We start from the raw sequence: 15,131 nt of genomic DNA, 5'->3' as shown, positions 1-15,131 counted from the left end.
TTATATAGAGGAAGAAGCGTCAATTTTTTCCGCGATCCCACCCGAAAAACCCGAACGTTCCCTCCCCTTCCCGGGGGGACGGGGAGGGAGGGGTCTGAAGTTCTGAATCGTCCTTCCCCCCCCCTCCATTCGGCCACGCCGGCTTTTTCGGGGGATTTCTATTGACACCCGCGGACCATTACGCTAAAATGAAGCCCTAATTTTACGAGGAGAATCCAATGGTTCGTATACGCATGCAGCGGGTGGGACGCCCGAAAACGCCCCATTTTCGTATCGTGGCGATTGATATCCGGAAGGCGCGCGACGCCGCCAGCCTGGAGATCTTGGGCCACTACCACCCCAAAGAAAAAACCAATAAAATCACGGTCAACGCCGAGCGCCTCAAGTATTGGCTAGGCCAAGGCGCCCAGGCTTCCGACACCCTTCGCACCGTATTGAAGACCGCGGGCGCTTGGGTGGTTTCCAAAAACTAGGCTTTTCTCAGTGCCTTCCCCGGTCGAACTGGTCGCCTCCATCGTTAAGAATCTCGTGGACCGGCCGGAAAATGTCGAATCCCGGTGGTTGGAGGCGGAACGGACGGTGGAGTTGAACGTCTTGCCCGGTGACCGAGGCAAGGTGATCGGCCGCCGCGGAAAAACCATCGATTCTCTCCGGATCCTGGCGAGCGCGGTCTTCGCCAACCCCGGGGAACGGATCGACGTTAAACTGCGCGAAGAATAGGGCGCCCCGGTGGCGCTCCGCGTGGACGTTTTGACTTTGTTCCCTCGAATGTTCGAGGGAGCCTTCGGCGAAAGCCTGTTGGGGAGAGCGCGCGAGCGGGGAGTGGTGGACCTGAGGGTTCTCAATATTCGCGATTTCTCCCAGGACAAGCACCACAGCGTGGACGACCGGCCCTACGGCGGCGGACCGGGAATGGTTTTGAAACCGGACCCGCTCTTCGGCGCCCTGAAAGCGGCCGGGGCAGGGACGCCGAGAAAAGGCCCCGGATCCCGGAAAGGTTCGCGGCGGCCCACGGTGATATATCTTTCGCCCCAGGGGCGGCCCTTGACCCAAGCCCTGGCCGATGAATTGGCCCGGAAGAAACACCTGGTCTTGATCGCGGGGCACTACGAGGGCATCGACGAACGAATTTTTGATTGGGTGGACCAGGAAGTGTCCATCGGCGACGTGGTGTTGACGGGCGGTGAGATCCCCGCCATGGCCCTCGTGGATGCGGTGGTGCGAAAGGTTCCGGGCGTGGTGAAAGAAGCGGCCTCTTTGGAATGGGACTCTTTTGCGCCGGGGTGGGAAGGACGGCTGGACTGTCCCCATTATACCCGCCCTGCCGAATGGCGCGGGCGCGCGGTTCCGGAAACGCTGATGGGCGGCGACCATGGCGCCATTGAAGCCTGGCGCCGAGCGGCGTCCCGGAAAGCAACGGACCAGAAACGACCTGATTTGATTCAAACATCGACGACCCGAAAAAAGCGGGCCAACGTTAAAAAGTGAGCGTGTCATGAAAGCGATGATCGACAAAGTTGAAAGCGCCTTTTTGAAAAAGAACCCCGGAGAGTTTCGTCCCGGGGATGTGGTTCGCGTGGACGTGGAAATCATTGAAGGCGATTCCCGCCGCGTGCAGACCTTCGAGGGCGTCGTGATCCGGAAACGCGGCCACGGCATCGCCGCCACCTTCACCGTTCGAAAAATTTCTTTCGGCGTGGGCGTGGAACGGACGTTCCCCCTCCACAGCCCCCGCATTCAGGGCATCAAGGTCATGCGTTCCGGAAAAGTGCGACGGTCGAAGCTCTATTACCTCCGCGACCTCTCCGGCAAAGCCGCCCGGATCGAAGAGGTCACTCCCAGCGCCGTGGCCGCCAAACCGGCTCCCGTGGCGGCAGAACCGGCCGTCGCCCCTTCTCGATAGCCCAAAAGATTGATATCATCCGGCCATGCCGGAAGCCCTTTTCGCCTACGATAAGAAGTGGCGCGAAAAGGGCTTTTTTCTTTTGGCGGGCGTGGACGAAGCCGGCCGCGGCCCCTGGGCGGGCCCCGTGGCGGCCGCCGCCGTGGTCCTCCGACCGGACACCCTCTGGCCGGAACTGAACGACAGCAAAAAACTTTCCCCCGCCGTCCGCGAATCTCTTTTCGAAAAAATTCTTCAGGAAGCGCTCTTTTCCGCTGTCCGCCTGGTTCCTTCGGACATCATTGACGAAAAAAATATCCTCCAGGCCACTTTCCTGGCCATGGCCCAGGCCGTTCGGGCCTTGGGAGTGGAACCCGCCCTGGTCCTGGTGGACGGGAACCACCGAATCCCCCACTTGCCCGCGCGCACCCAGGAAACGGTGGTCGGCGGCGACGGAAAAAGCGCTTCCATTGCCGCCGCCAGCGTCCTGGCCAAAGTCACCCGGGACCGTTGGATGGCCGAGGCCCACAAACAATTTCCCCAATACAATTTTGCCGGCAACAAAGGATACGGAACCCCAGACCACATTGAAGCGCTACGCCGTTACGGCCCGTCGCCTTTGCACCGCAAAAGCTTTGCCCCGATCCGGAAAGCTCTCGCCCCTGAACTGCCCTTCGAACCCGTTGCTTAAATTTCTCCGACCGCTGTTCCCCGCCAAAAAAGACACGCATCTTTCTCCCACCCAGACCCAGGGCCAGGAAGCCGAGACCTTGGCCCTGCATTGGCTCGAGCCGAAAGGCTATCGCCTCTTGGCCGCCAATCACCGAACACCGATGGGCGAAGTGGACTTGATCCTGGAACAGAAGGAGACCATCGTCTTCGTGGAAGTGCGGGAACGAAAATCGACTTCTTTCGGAACCCCCGCCGAAACCGTGACAAGAAAAAAACAAGCCCGGATCGCGAAAGCCGCCCTGATGTTCCTCAAAGCGAAAGGCCTCACCCGCCGCCCCCTCCGTTTCGACGTCGTCTCCGTCCAATCCGGCACCATCAGCCACATCGAAAACGCCTTCGCCCCCCCCGGCTACACCTTGTAGTTTCACGCGCCCCCCCTCCTTCCCAAGGAGGGGTCGGAGGTCTGTTTTTTTCATCCACTCCCCCCCCAATAAGCTAAAATATCCCCTCTGGAGATGAAATTTTCTTAGGCGCCTTCAGGGCCGACGTCTCCGTAGGAAGGGTGCGAGAGCGGCTGAATCGGCACGACTGGAAATCGTGTAGGGTCGCAAGATCCTCGAGGGTTCAAATCCCTCCCCTTCCGCCATTTATAATTCAACGAGGGATTTGAAGCCAACTCGCCCGCCGCCTTGACAATGCCGCTAGGCATAGTCCCAGCTTGTAGGATGGGAATGGCGGATAAAGGGCGAGTGGCCGGCCCTGGAGGAGGCTCCGAGAGGAGCCGGGGGAAAGGGAAATCCCTCCCCTTCCGCCATTTTTAAAATGAAAAATTCCTGCGAATCCTGCCTGATGCCGTTCAGCAAAGATCCCGGCCCACGGGAGTCGGAACGCTATTGCAGTTATTGTTTTAAGAACGGAAAATTGTGTTACGAAGGCCATGACCTAAAGGAATTCCAACGCGGTTGCTACGAAGGCATGGTGGCCCACGGGACAAACAAAATCCTGGCCCGTTTTTTCACCTATCTGATCCGCTTCGCCCCCCGCTGGAAATCCAAATAACTCCTCGGGAATTCCCCCTCTCCCTCCAAGTCGGCAATTTCAGCAAGTTCCGACCAACCGACAGAGAACGGGAAATCCGAGGGATCCACGTTCACAACCAATAAACGCGCCTTTCCTGAGCGGTAGCTGAATTCTTTTCAATTCAACAAACCGAATGCTTGAAAACGTCCCCTATTTCGGGGTCCCCCGGTCGAATTTGTTAAAATCTTTCGCGTAAACCCCCGGTGCCGTTGCGCAAGGCTGAGAACGTGTTCACCGTGACCTTAGAATAGCGGTTCTCCCGCCCAGTGCGCGGTGTGTTTTCTTTCTTTTCCCATGCCGTGACGTCGATGCACCGTCACGACCTTGATGAGATCCCCTATCCACACCTCCCCGCTCACGGAGAGGCTCATGGGGGAACCGATTTGATATCCGGGTGAGCCTGACGAGCGCGCCTTCACCGATAAAAACAGCGATACGCGGGTTGGCGAAGGTGTCCGGCCCACCGCGTTTAGCGGCACGGGGATCGATCACCACTTCGTCCGCCTGGATCTCGGGGAACCCTTTTGGTGAGCCGGTGTGTGAGGATGTCTCACCGGTTCTGATCCGTTTTTTAGAACCCATGTCACCGTCGGGGGAAGCCTTCGCCCATGGACGAACCACTGCGGCAAGAAGTACGTTTCATCACCACACGACTGGGCCACATGATCCGGGAACAGTCGGGAGAGATCACGTACGGCCACGTCGAACAGCTCCGGCACTATGCGAAGGCCGTCCGCGCGAAACGCGATCGCGGAAGCATTCGTGCCAAGCGACGGCTGGTGGCCGGACTCACGGCGCGCGAGGCGTACAATGTGGCCCACGCCTTCAGTCTGTTTTTTCAACTGACCAACCTCTGTGAAGAACGCGCGCGCGTCCGGCATCTCCAAAACAATCCCGCGCCCGCGCAGTCGTTGCGCCGCTTGTTCCGGGAGCTCAAAGAGGCCGGGGTCCAAGAGGCAAAGCTCCAGAGTGTCCTGGACGCCCTGGAAGTACAGCCGGTCTTGACGGCGCATCCCACCGAGGCCAAACGCCGCACGATCCTCCATCACATTCTCCGGCTTGGGGCCCAGTTCGACCGACCCGACGAAATTCTCGAAGCCCTTTGGCAGACCGACGAAGTTCGCGAGCGCCAGGTCGGGCCCCTCAACGAAGTGGACAACGCGTTGTTCCTTTTTGAGCGCACCATCGTACCGGCGTTGGCTCATTTCTACAGGACATTTGCGGCCGAGTTGCACGCGGCATACCCCACCGTGAAACAACCGCGGTCGTTCCTCACGTTCGCCAGTTGGATCGGCGCCGACCGCGATGGACATCCATTTGTCACGCCGGAGATCACGTTGGCTACCATTGAAACCCAGCATGGCCGTCTGACCGCGTTTTACCAGCGAGAATGCGACGCGCTCATCAGCGAGTTGACGCATGCCGGCCGTCGTCAGAAAGCGCCCACAAAAGGTCCCTTTCAACCCCGTGAAACCTATCGCCGACAACTCGTCGCCATAAAGCAAAAACTGGACGGCACGTACCGGCACCCCAACGGCTTTGTGCGTGACCTCGAAGTCCTCCAGTCCGGCCTACGCCGCCAAGGCGCCCATCGCGCCGCTCAGGGTCACCTCGCCGACTTGATCACGCAAGCCAAGGCCTGCGGTTTTCATTTGGCGCAACTCGATGTCCGCGACCACAGCCGGCAAGCGCCGGCGGAACTTTCGAAACAACTCCGAACCATCCGCGCCATCCAGCGCGCCCACGGCGAAATCGCCGCCCACCATTTCATTCTCAGCATGACGCACACCCCGTCCGACCTGACCGGCCTACTGGCGCTGGCACGGCGGGCAAAGGCGCGCGTGGACATCGTGCCGTTGTTCGAGACGATCGAAGATCTCGATCATGCGCCCCAGATCATGGACGCCGTCTGGCGTGATGACGATTACCGAAAACACTTGAGGCGACGGGGCCATCTCCAGGAAATCATGCTTGGGTACTCCGACTCCAACAAGGACGGCGGGTATCTGGCGGCGAATTGGTTTCTTTACCGCGCCCAGCAAAGACTGGCCGAACGGGCCGATGCGCATGGCGTGAAACTTCGGTTCTTCCACGGCAAAGGCGGTTCGATTGATCGCGGCGGCGGAATGAGTTATCGAAGTTTGCGCGCTCAACCGCACGCCGCGCACAGCGGCCGGATACGCATCACGGAACAGGGAGAGGTCGTCTCGTTCAAGTATTCGAACCCGGTCATCGCTCAACGCAACCTGGAACAATTGACCAGCGCGGTCATCGCCGCGAACTGCCTGCCCGCCTTCGTCCCCGAACCGGGTTGGATCGCCGCGATGGAACAACTCGCGCGCCGTTCATTCGTGTTTTACCAGGACTTGGTCTACCGCACACCGATGTTCTTGACCTATTTTCAGCAGGCCACACCGATCGATCTGATTGAGCACCTCACGTTGGGTTCGCGACCGAGCCGGCGTTCAGGGGGCGGCGATGTCCGGCAATTACGAGCGATTCCGTGGGTGTTCGCGTGGACCCAGAGCAGGCATCTCTTGAGCGCTTGGTACGGGATCGGGCACGCCCTCAAAGGCCACGGCGATTTGGAACAACTCCGGGAAATGTACCGCCGCTGGCCGTTCTTTGCCTCGCTTCTGGACAACGCCGAACTCTCGCTGGCCAAGACCGACCTCTATATCGCGGGCCGGTATGCTTCCCTTGTTCAAGAACCTAGCGTGCGCAAAGCCATCCTCGGCCTCATTGGCGCCGAACACGAGCGCTCGGTGAAAATGGTGTTGAGCGTCAAGCAGAGCACCCGGTTGCTGGCGAACCAACCGGTTTTAGCCGAGTCCATCGCGTTGAGAAATCCGTACATCGATCCATTGAACTATTTGCAGATTCGGTTTCTTCCTCGATGGCGGCGGGACAAAGGAAATGAAAGCCTGCGCCGCTTATTGGCGCTGACGGTCAACGGCATCGCCTTCGGCATGAAGAGCACGGGGTAAACGATGCATCGTTCCGAACTCGCTCCCGCCCTTCGCCCGCTCGCCGAGGTTCCGCTCCCGCGACTGGGGATCCTGGGCGGGGGACAACTGGCCAAGATGACCACGGCGGCCGCGATGCGGCTATCCTTGCCCGATGCGAACCCGACCCTGTATCTGACCTCGGCGTTGGTCATTACGTTTCCCTTCAACGTGACCCTGGGGATTCCAATTTATTACGCCATCGCCAAATGGTGGATGGGAGGAAACTGAGATGCCGAACCATACGATGAAATTGGTGACGATCATTTGTGAGGCTTTGGGGCGTGACGCGGTCACTCGGTTAATACGGGACATCGGCGCCCACGGATACACCCTATTCGAGGTGGAGGGCGCAGGGGCGAAAGGCGAACAGACGGCGGACATTGCGGAATTCGGAAACATCCAACTTCAGGTGATCGTGCCGGCGGCCGCGTGAGAGCGGTTGATGGATCGATTGGGAAAAGAGTTTTTTCCCCATTACGCAGTGGTGGCCTATGAAACCGATGTCCGCGTGCGACGGCCCGGCAAATTCTAACCCGGAAGGTTCCGGCGGTCGCGAGGGCCGGCTCCCCCATGCGGAGCTCTGGACCAAACCTTCATCCGACTGAACATTTCGGCCCAGGGTGGGACCGACCCCTACGACTCCTTATCGGCGACGCGGTTTCACAAGGACCGCGTGGTCTGTTTTTTCACCTGCCTGATCCGCTTCGCCCCCCGCTGGAAATCCAAATAAAACGCCGGAATAAATACCCTCAATTCCTTAACTTGATATCCTGAAAACGTCCCCTAATTACAGGCATCGAGACGCCCGATGGGGTGACATTGGAAACCATTTTGTCATCAACGTTCCTCCCCCTGTACAAAGGCAAAAAACCATCGGAGAGAGGGCCGAGTCGCCCTCAACTCGACTGTTTCCATCGCTTCCACAACCGGCGGATCAGGAAATACTCATTGAACGGACGGTCGTCCGTAATCCTCTCGGCGGGAGTGTCCGAGAGGAGGGCTTCAATGGGGATTTCGCGGGAGAGGAAATTGGCCCAATAGTTCTGGGCGGTGGTGTTCAGGGTCCATTCCAACAAATCCCGTTGGGCCTCAGGAGGCATACGGCGGGTCAATTCGGCGGCGGTCACCGGGGGAATGTTTTCCTGGGAGGCTAAAAAATGACACCCCAACCCTCCGATGGAGCGAAAGGCGCGGACGTGGGGAAATTCCTCGGAAAGGGAACGCGCCACCGCGCACAAAATGGCCTCCTCATCCCGCCGGGGTTCGTAAGGGATCCATTGTTGAAGAATCCCTTTTGGGGAAAGCCGTTGTTTGGCCAAACGATAAAAATCCCTCGAATACAAAAGGCTCGACCCGGCCGCTTCCACGGGCGGAGGAGGGTCCAGGATGAGCACGTCGAACCGCTCCTTGGTCCTTTGGAGGAACCGTTTCCCATCGTCAACGATGATCCGCCCTCGGGGGTTTTTTATCACTCCGGCGGCGTCGTCCCAGAAATAAGGAAGGGCGTCTTTCACGCTGGGAACCAACTCCACCGCCACCGATTCAATTCCCCAACTCAAGGTCGATCGGTGCGTCGTGCCCATGCCCAGACAAATCACCAACCCTTTTTTGGGCGGCGTTTCCTGGAAGGCCACGGGGCGTGGGCCATGAACTTCGTGATCGGGGTCAGGCACGTCATGCCGAACCCGTTGACCCAAAGCTGTTTCTCCCGGCCGGACCCCGTGCAGACCACCGTCGCCGTGTGATCGCGCAGAACCCAACTCGCCGGGGCCGCCATCACCAGCTCATAACTTTGGCTTCGGAACGCGGCGATGGCCAAAAGCGCCGCCAAGGCTCCCCGCGCCCCCCATCGACGCCACGGGCGAACAGAACCCGACACCAGAAAAAAGGCCGCCGCGTAGGGAATCGCCAAGAGAACCCAACTGCCCTTCGCGCCCCAACGCGGCAGGAGAAAGAAACCCGCGGCCAAGGGCCCTAGGATGCAACCGGCGGCATTGACGGCGTAGGCCTGCCCGACTGCCGACGGAGAATCATGAAAATGGCGGTCGATCAGGCGCGGCGTCAAATAGCCCAAAACGCCGCAAAAAGGGGCCAACGAAACGAGGGCGACAGCCACGCAGACCGTTTGAAGATGGTTCGAAACCAAACCGGTCCAGAGCCGAGGGTCGTTCACGAGGATCGGGACGACCCCCGCGATCGCCAGCGCCCCGATCAAGAGCGGCGCGCTCCGGACGTTCCCGTTGGCTCCGTCCCGACGATACCACACGGCGCCGAGAAAAGTCGCGAAGAGGTAGACGAACAGCAGGGAGGAGAACGCATACACCTCGGTCCCCAGGACCGGGGTGAAGTTCTCACCCAAACCATCTCCAGGGCCATGGACGTGAAACCCGTCATGAAAAGGAAGGCAAACACGGAGGCTCGGCCCGAAACGGGCGGGGAAACATCCGGGGGAGGAACCGATGGTTCATTTTCGGTTCCCCGGACGAAACAAACGCCAGCGCGGCGATCAGGAAGTTGAGCGTCCCCGCCACGAAAAGGGCGTGGTGAAAGCCGACCGTTTCAATTAAAACCAAGACGGCGGCGACGCCCGAGAGCGCGCCGACGACGTTGGCGGTGTAGAGAAAACTAAATTTTAAACCCGGGCCGTCTTCCGTTTCATGGAGGAAGGCGAAAACGACAGGAAAGGTCGTCCCCATGGCGAGACACCAAGGCAACAGACTCACGCCGATGGCCAAAATGGCTCCCGCCAAATAAACGGTGGAATTGGACGTGGGCAATCCGCGCAGTTGCTGTTCCCCCCACTGAAGCAAATGGGGCGCCGCGAAAGCCCCGAGGCCGATGACGGCCTCCGCCACGGCGTAAAAGAAAAGAGGCGAACGTCCGGACCGCCGAACCATCGGCCAGATCCACCGCCCTCCCGCCCAGGACCCCAGGGCGAGGCCCAGCATGAAAACCGAAACGACGGCGGACAGGATCGGGGTGGTGACTCCGAAACAGCCCATGGCCATGCGGGACCAAACGATTTGATAAACGAGTCCGCAAAAACCGGAGATAAAGAAAAAGAAAAAAAGTTTCGACCGCGAGGGTGCCGTTGCCATGGAAGTTTTTATTCTACCATCCTAGGAGCTAGCTCCCTCCACTGCAAACCTCTTAAAAAGGGTTTCCGCCACACGAATACCATCCACCGCTGAAGACATGATTCCGCCGGCGTAACCCGCGCCTTCCCCCGCGGGATAAAGACCGCGAAGGTTGGTTTGAAAAGAGTCGTCCCTCCGAATTCGAACGGGGGAGGAACTGCGGGTTTCAACGCCGGTCAACAGAGCGTCGGGGTGGGCGAAATCCTTCAGGCGTCCGGCAAAAATCTTTAAAGCCTCCTTTAAACCGGCGCAGACGAATTCCGGTAGGCAATCCCACAGGTTGGCCGGTGTGACGCCGGGACGGTAGGAGGGCGACACCGAACCTAAACGGGTCGAGGGGCGGCGGGCCATAAAATCTTCCACCCGTTGAACGGGGGCCTTGAACTTGCCGCCGCCCAGCGCAAAGGCCTTGCGTTCCCATTCCCGCTGAAACATCACGCCCGCCAGCGGGTGGTCATTCCCGAAATCCTTGGGGGAAACCCCCACCATCAACGCGCTGTTGCTGTTGGGTTGGTTCCGGGCGTATTCGCTCATGCCGTTGGTCACGACCCCCCCTTCCTCGGAAGCGCCGGGGACCACAACCCCTCCTGGACACATACAGAAGGTGTAGGCGCTATAGCCGTTGGCCCCGTGGTGGGCCATTTTGTAATCGGCGGCCCCCAGCTGGGGGTGTCCCGCCAGGGAGCCGTAAAACGCCCGATCCACCCAAGCCCGAGGATGTTCGATCCGCGCTCCGATGGAAAAAGATTTCGCTTCCATGAAAACTCCGCTTTGGTGCAACATCTCGAAGGTGTCCCGGGCGGCGTTGCCGATGGCCAACACGACAGCATCGCTTTCGATGACATTGGAATGGTTCACCTGCAAACCAGCCAGGCGCCCCTCCCGAACCACCAACCCCGTGACCTTGGTTCCGAACCGGAACTCTCCGCCGCGTTCTTGGATCTCGCTCCGGAATCGTTTCACCACTTCCCGAATTCGGTCGGTTCCCACGTGGGGTTTGGCTTTAAAAAGAATGTCGGAAGGCGCGCCGGCAGCGGCCATTTGTTCCAGGACCCAACGACAGCGAGGATCCGCGATGGACGTGTTCAGTTTTCCGTCGGAGAAAGTGCCGGCGCCGCCTTCTCCGAATTGAATGTTCGATTCGGGGTCAAAAACGCCGCCCGACACCATTTTCCCCACGTCCTCCACGCGGGCTTCCATCGGTTGGCCTCGTTCCAGAAAAAGGGGACGCGCTCCCGCGTGGGCCAGCCAAAGCCCGGCGAACAGTCCGGCGGGGCCCGTGCCGACGATCAGGGGCCGATGGGAATTAGGGCGGAGGACGTGGGGAACGGAATAGAGGACCTCCGCCACGGGGGCCAAATGGGGGCGCTTCTGGGAAAGAACGGCCCCTTCGTCAGGCACCTCCACATCCACGGAATAAACGAAAAATATTTGGCGGGAGTGTCGCGCGTCGACTCCCCGGCGATGAACGCGAAAGGATCCGAAGTCCTTGGGATCGACGGCCAGGGCGGTTCCCGCCGCCCGGCGAAGATCGTCGTCCGAATGACCCACGGGGAGCCGCACCTGCTCCAGACGAAGCATTTAAGGGGCGGCGGCGTGTAAGCCGGCCACGGCTCCCGAGGACCAGGCCCATTGGAGGTTGTAACCGCCGCAGTCGCCGTCAACGTCGACGATTTCCCCTGCCAGGAAAAGGCCCGGGAGGACTTTGGATTCCAGCGTGACCGGGTTTATTTCCGAACTGTCCACGCCACCCGCCGTGGCATGGGCGCGGCTCCAAGGTTGGGTCCCGGTGATGGGAACTTTCCAGCAGGTTAAAAGATCGGCCAAATTCCGCGCGTTTTTGGCGGAAGAGAGGTGGCAGGGCACATGTTTGTTCTTATATCCCGCCGCTTGAATCAAAGGTGGAAGAAGATCGCTGTGAACCAAGCCCAAGAGGGCTCTTTCGATGGTTTCATCCGAGCGGGAGGCCAAACGTTTTTGCACCTCCTCCCAAAGGGTTTGGGGCGAGCGATCGGGAAAAAGACTCAGTTCCAAGAACGCCTCGCGCTTATGGAGGAGGCATTCCCCCGCGGCCCGGCTGAGGTCCAAAATGGGAATGCCGGAGGCGCCGTAGTCGGTGAGTTGTATTTCACCGGTTTCTTTCCGCCGCACCTGGCCCTGGGAAACGACGGCGGCGGCCCCGTTGAATCGGACCCCCTCCGCCTCCGCGAGGAACGGCGCGTTCAGATTGAGTTGAACCAAAACCGGGAAGGTGGGGAGAACGCGGTGGCCGAGGGCTTTTACAAGTTCGAAACCCGATCCGTTGGAACCGAGCTGGGGGCTGGCCTTGCCCCCCGCGGCGACAATCACGCGGGCCGCCGCGAACATTCTCCCGTCTTTGGTTTCCGCTCGAAAAGCGTGCCCGTCGAAGGCAAGACGGTGAACCTCCGCGCCCCCATGAACGCGCACGTTTCGGCGTTCCATTTCAAAACGGAGAACGCTTAAAACCGCCGAGGCCTGGCCGCAGGAGGGATATACTCGCCCCTCCTCTTCCTCCACGCATTCCAGTCCGAGCGCTTTAAAGAATTCCATGGTTTTGGAGACGGGGAACGAACGGAGCACGCTTTCAACGAACTCGGGCGGAGCGCCGTGGTAGCGGAAAAGTTCCTGCCGGGTATTGGTGATATTGCAACGGCCGTTCCCCGTCACAAGAATTTTCTTCCCCACCTTGTCCATCCGCTCCAAAACGGTCACGTGGGCGCCGCGCCCCGCCGCCGCCAACGCCGCCATCATTCCCGCCGCGCCGCCGCCCACCACAAGAACGGTATTCGAGTTCCGCGTCATTGGTTCATTTTAACAAGAATGCGTCGATTAAACTTGACTCGTAAAGGAATCGAGGCTAATATATGCTGTATGTCGCATATAGATATGTTAAACCTCACCTCCTTCCATGGGGCGCTCAGCGAACCGTTACGGCTTCGGCTCCTGCGCCTCCTCATGGAGCGAGAATTATGCGTTTGCGAAATGATGCGCGCCCTGGAAACTCCCCAGTACAAGGTCTCCCGCCATTTGGGAATTCTCAAGAAGGCGGGTCTTGTCCGCGATTGGCGAGAAGGGACTTGGATTCACTATGAGATCTCCCCGACCCTTCCCAGCGTCTTAAAGGAAACCCTCGTTTGTTTGCGCGCTCTTTGGGACCAAAGCCCTTTGATTCAAAAGGATTTGCGGGGATTCGCGGCCCTTCCACCCGTAAGCCCGGCGCCCCTGTTTTGACCTGTTAATTTGTTTTGTTGTTATATACGTTTAACTGCTTTCTTTTATGAGAGGTCTTTGTGATGGCGGATCGCGATGGCATTGTAAAAAAACTTTCTTTTCTGGACAGATACCTCACGCTCTGGATATTTCTGGCGATGGGGCTTGGTGTTGGTCTGGGGTATTTTTTTCAAGGGATTGAGAACTTCATCAACCTGTTTCAAGTGGGGACAACAAACCTCCCCATCGCGGCGGGGTTGATCCTCATGATGGTTCCCCCCTTGGCAAAGGTGAAATACGAGGAATTGGGGGACGTGTTCCGGGACTGGAAAGTTTTGGGGTTGTCGTTGGTTCAAAACTGGATCGTGGGCCCCGTGCTGATGTTTGTCCTGGCGATCGTATTCCTGCGCGGGTATCCGGAATACATGGTGGGTCTCATCCTGATCGGATTGGCGCGATGCATCGCCATGGTGATCGTCTGGAACGACTTGGCGGAGGGGGACACCGAATACGCCGCAGGGCTCGTGGCGTTCAACAGCGTGTTCCAAGTCGTCTTTTACAGCGCCTTCGCCTACCTGTTCATCACCGTCCTGCCCCCGATGATCGGGTTGAAGGGGAGTCTTGTGAAGATCAGCATGGGGCAGATCGCCCAAAGCGTCTTTATCTACCTGGGAATCCCGTTCCTGGCGGGGATGCTGACCCGGGTCATCGGTCTGAAAACGAAGGGGAAAGAATGGTATGAAAAGACGTTCATCCCCAAAATCAGCCCGCTCACGCTCATCGCGCTTTTGTTCACCATCGTCGTCCTGTTCAGCCTTAAAGGAAAGATGATCGTCTGGATTCCCCTGGATGTGTTGAGAATCGCCGTGCCCCTGCTCATTTACTTCCTGGTCATGTTCCTGGTGAGTTTCTGGATGAGTTGGAAGATTGGAGCGAATTATAAAAAGTCCGCGACGCTCTCTTTCACGGCGGCCAGCAACAATTTCGAGTTGGCCATCGCCGTGTCCGTGGCGGTTTTCGGCATTCATTCCGGCGCGGCCTTCGCGGCCGTCGTGGGTCCCCTGGTGGAGGTGCCGGTCATGATCGGGCTCGTGAACGTGTCCCTCCGAGCCAAACGCCTGTTTTTTACCCCGATCCATGACGCCGTGGGCCAGAGGTGCGAGTCATGCTGAAAACAATCGTCGCCCATCTGACCTTCGGCTGGATGGGACTTGAACGTGGCACGCCCCTGGGCGAGGCGGTCCACTTCTTCCTCTACGACAGCGTGAAGATTGTTTTCCTCCTGACCGTCATCGTTTTCGTGGTCGCGGTCCTCCGTTCCTATTTCTCCCCGGCGAGAACGCGGGCGCTCTTGGCTCACCGGCGACAATACGTGGGGAACGTGCTGGCGGCGCTCCTGGGGATCGTGACGCCCTTCTGCTCCTGCTCGGCCGTGCCTCTCTTCATCGGGTTTGTGGAGTCGGGGGTGCCGTTGGGGGTCACGTTCTCTTTCTTGGTGTCGTCGCCCATGGTCAACGAAGTGGCGTTGATCCTCTTGTGGGGGCTGTTCGGCGCGAAAGTGGCGCTGTTATACGTCGGCACCGGCGTCTTCGTCGCCATTTTATCCGGTATCGTCATTGGTCAATTGAAGATGGAAAGATACGTTCAGGACTACGTTTATCAAATAAAGGTGGGAGCGGTGGGCCTGACTTCTTTGTCATTTCGACAGAGGTTCACCGACGCCCGTTTTTACACCTGGGACTTGCTCAAGAAGATCAGCCCTTATGTTTTGGCGGGGGTGGGCGTTGGGGCCTTCATCCACGGTTATGCCCCGGCGGATTTCCTGGCCGTCCACGCGGGGCGGGACAATCCCTTCGCCGTGCCGTTGGCGGTTGTCGTTGGGGTCCCGCTTTATTCCAATGCCGCCGGAATGATCCCCGTGGTTCAGGCTCTCATGGGAAAAGGGCTCCCCATCGGCACGGCGCTGGCGTTCATGATGGCGGTGACGGCGCTTTCTTTCCCGGAGGCGGTCATTTTGAAAAAAGTCCTCAAGATGCGCCTGCTCTTGACGTTTTTCGGCATCGTGGCTTTGGCCATTGTCGGGGTGGGCTATTTGTTCAACGCTGTTTTATAAGGGGGCGT

General features: G+C 59.0%; 18 protein-coding genes and 1 tRNA gene. 14 read left to right on the top strand and 5 right to left on the bottom strand.

From position 1 onward, the window contains the following. Positions 1 to 218 precede the first annotated feature (218 nt). The 11 genes from rpsP to IPP35_09920 all read left to right on the top strand — a co-directional run bounded on the left by rpsP (position 219) and on the right by IPP35_09920 (position 7,075). Complete coding sequence (rpsP, locus tag IPP35_09970; protein MBL0059417.1) at positions 219 to 473, top strand: 30S ribosomal protein S16; 255 nt, start codon at positions 219 to 221, stop codon at positions 471 to 473. A 10-nt stretch (positions 474 to 483) separates the two neighbouring features. After that, positions 484 to 720: a KH domain-containing protein gene (locus tag IPP35_09965; protein ID MBL0059416.1), complete on the top strand. Its 237-nt coding sequence runs from the start codon at positions 484 to 486 to the stop codon at positions 718 to 720. Between the two features lie 48 nt (positions 721 to 768). Further along, positions 769 to 1,488, top strand: coding sequence for a tRNA (guanosine(37)-N1)-methyltransferase TrmD (gene trmD, locus IPP35_09960; protein ID MBL0059415.1), 720 nt, complete (start codon positions 769 to 771; stop codon positions 1,486 to 1,488). A 7-nt stretch (positions 1,489 to 1,495) separates the two neighbouring features. Beyond that, positions 1,496 to 1,903, top strand: coding sequence for a 50S ribosomal protein L19 (rplS, locus tag IPP35_09955; GenBank protein ID MBL0059414.1), 408 nt, complete (start codon positions 1,496 to 1,498; stop codon positions 1,901 to 1,903). Positions 1,904 to 1,928: 25 nt separating this feature from the next. After that, positions 1,929 to 2,573, top strand: coding sequence for a ribonuclease HII (locus IPP35_09950; GenBank protein ID MBL0059413.1), 645 nt, complete (start codon positions 1,929 to 1,931; stop codon positions 2,571 to 2,573). Positions 2,574 to 2,586: 13 nt separating this feature from the next. Further along, the gene (locus tag IPP35_09945; GenBank protein MBL0059412.1) at positions 2,587 to 2,976 is read left to right on the top strand and encodes a YraN family protein; all 390 of its coding nucleotides are present in this window, start codon (positions 2,587 to 2,589) and stop codon (positions 2,974 to 2,976) included. A 134-nt stretch (positions 2,977 to 3,110) separates the two neighbouring features. Next, positions 3,111 to 3,200: transfer RNA gene (locus tag IPP35_09940), tRNA-Ser, on the top strand. Between the two features lie 176 nt (positions 3,201 to 3,376). Beyond that, positions 3,377 to 3,613, top strand: coding sequence for a hypothetical protein (locus tag IPP35_09935; GenBank protein ID MBL0059411.1), 237 nt, complete (start codon positions 3,377 to 3,379; stop codon positions 3,611 to 3,613). Positions 3,614 to 4,242: 629 nt separating this feature from the next. Beyond that, on the top strand, positions 4,243 to 6,621 hold the full coding sequence (locus IPP35_09930; protein MBL0059410.1) for a phosphoenolpyruvate carboxylase: 2,379 nt from the start codon (positions 4,243 to 4,245) through the stop codon (positions 6,619 to 6,621). A 3-nt stretch (positions 6,622 to 6,624) separates the two neighbouring features. Further along, positions 6,625 to 6,870, top strand: coding sequence for a sodium-dependent bicarbonate transport family permease (locus IPP35_09925; GenBank protein ID MBL0059409.1), 246 nt, complete (start codon positions 6,625 to 6,627; stop codon positions 6,868 to 6,870). Between the two features lies 1 nt (position 6,871). Beyond that, the gene (locus IPP35_09920) at positions 6,872 to 7,075 is read left to right on the top strand and encodes a hypothetical protein (protein MBL0059408.1); all 204 of its coding nucleotides are present in this window, start codon (positions 6,872 to 6,874) and stop codon (positions 7,073 to 7,075) included. Positions 7,076 to 7,538: 463 nt separating this feature from the next. Here the strand turns inward: IPP35_09920 and IPP35_09915 are convergent, their stop codons facing one another. From IPP35_09915 to IPP35_09895, 5 genes are read right to left on the bottom strand one after another with little or no spacing between them, the layout of a single operon-like run. Beyond that, complete coding sequence (locus IPP35_09915) at positions 7,539 to 8,240, bottom strand: hypothetical protein (protein MBL0059407.1); 702 nt, start codon at positions 8,238 to 8,240, stop codon at positions 7,539 to 7,541. Further along, positions 8,237 to 9,001 carry a hypothetical protein gene (locus IPP35_09910; GenBank protein MBL0059406.1) on the bottom strand — a complete coding sequence of 255 codons (765 nt, stop codon included), beginning with the start codon at positions 8,999 to 9,001 and terminating at the stop codon, positions 8,237 to 8,239. Before IPP35_09910 ends, IPP35_09915 begins: the two co-directional genes overlap by 4 nt. 31 nt (positions 9,002 to 9,032) lie before the next feature. Beyond that, on the bottom strand, positions 9,033 to 9,740 hold the full coding sequence (locus IPP35_09905) for a hypothetical protein (GenBank protein ID MBL0059405.1): 708 nt from the start codon (positions 9,738 to 9,740) through the stop codon (positions 9,033 to 9,035). Between the two features lie 21 nt (positions 9,741 to 9,761). After that, entirely contained in the window at positions 9,762 to 11,360 is a 1,599-nt protein-coding gene (locus IPP35_09900) for a hypothetical protein (protein ID MBL0059404.1), read from the bottom strand. After that, complete coding sequence (locus tag IPP35_09895) at positions 11,361 to 12,602, bottom strand: aminoacetone oxidase family FAD-binding enzyme (protein ID MBL0059403.1); 1,242 nt, start codon at positions 12,600 to 12,602, stop codon at positions 11,361 to 11,363. It abuts the gene before it with no gap. 84 nt (positions 12,603 to 12,686) lie between these two features. Between IPP35_09895 and IPP35_09890 the strand changes: the two genes are divergently transcribed. The 3 genes from IPP35_09890 to IPP35_09880 all read left to right on the top strand — a co-directional run bounded on the left by IPP35_09890 (position 12,687) and on the right by IPP35_09880 (position 15,123). Beyond that, positions 12,687 to 13,031 (top strand): metalloregulator ArsR/SmtB family transcription factor, encoded by a 345-nt coding sequence (locus IPP35_09890; protein MBL0059402.1) that lies wholly within the window; start codon positions 12,687 to 12,689, stop codon positions 13,029 to 13,031. A gap of 62 nt (positions 13,032 to 13,093) precedes the next feature. Further along, the gene (gene arsB, locus IPP35_09885; protein MBL0059401.1) at positions 13,094 to 14,182 is read left to right on the top strand and encodes an ACR3 family arsenite efflux transporter; all 1,089 of its coding nucleotides are present in this window, start codon (positions 13,094 to 13,096) and stop codon (positions 14,180 to 14,182) included. Beyond that, a complete protein-coding gene (locus IPP35_09880; GenBank protein ID MBL0059400.1) occupies positions 14,176 to 15,123 on the top strand; it encodes a permease in 948 nt (315 codons plus the stop codon). The genes arsB and IPP35_09880 overlap by 7 nt, the downstream gene beginning before the upstream one ends. Positions 15,124 to 15,131 lie beyond the last annotated feature (8 nt).

The organism is Elusimicrobiota bacterium, assembly GCA_016721625.1.
In the GTDB taxonomy this organism is placed as follows: domain Bacteria; phylum Elusimicrobiota; class Elusimicrobia; order FEN-1173; family FEN-1173; genus JADKHR01.
The sequence above is the reverse complement of the archived record's forward strand: the minus strand, read 5'-3'. Positions and strand labels throughout refer to the sequence as shown.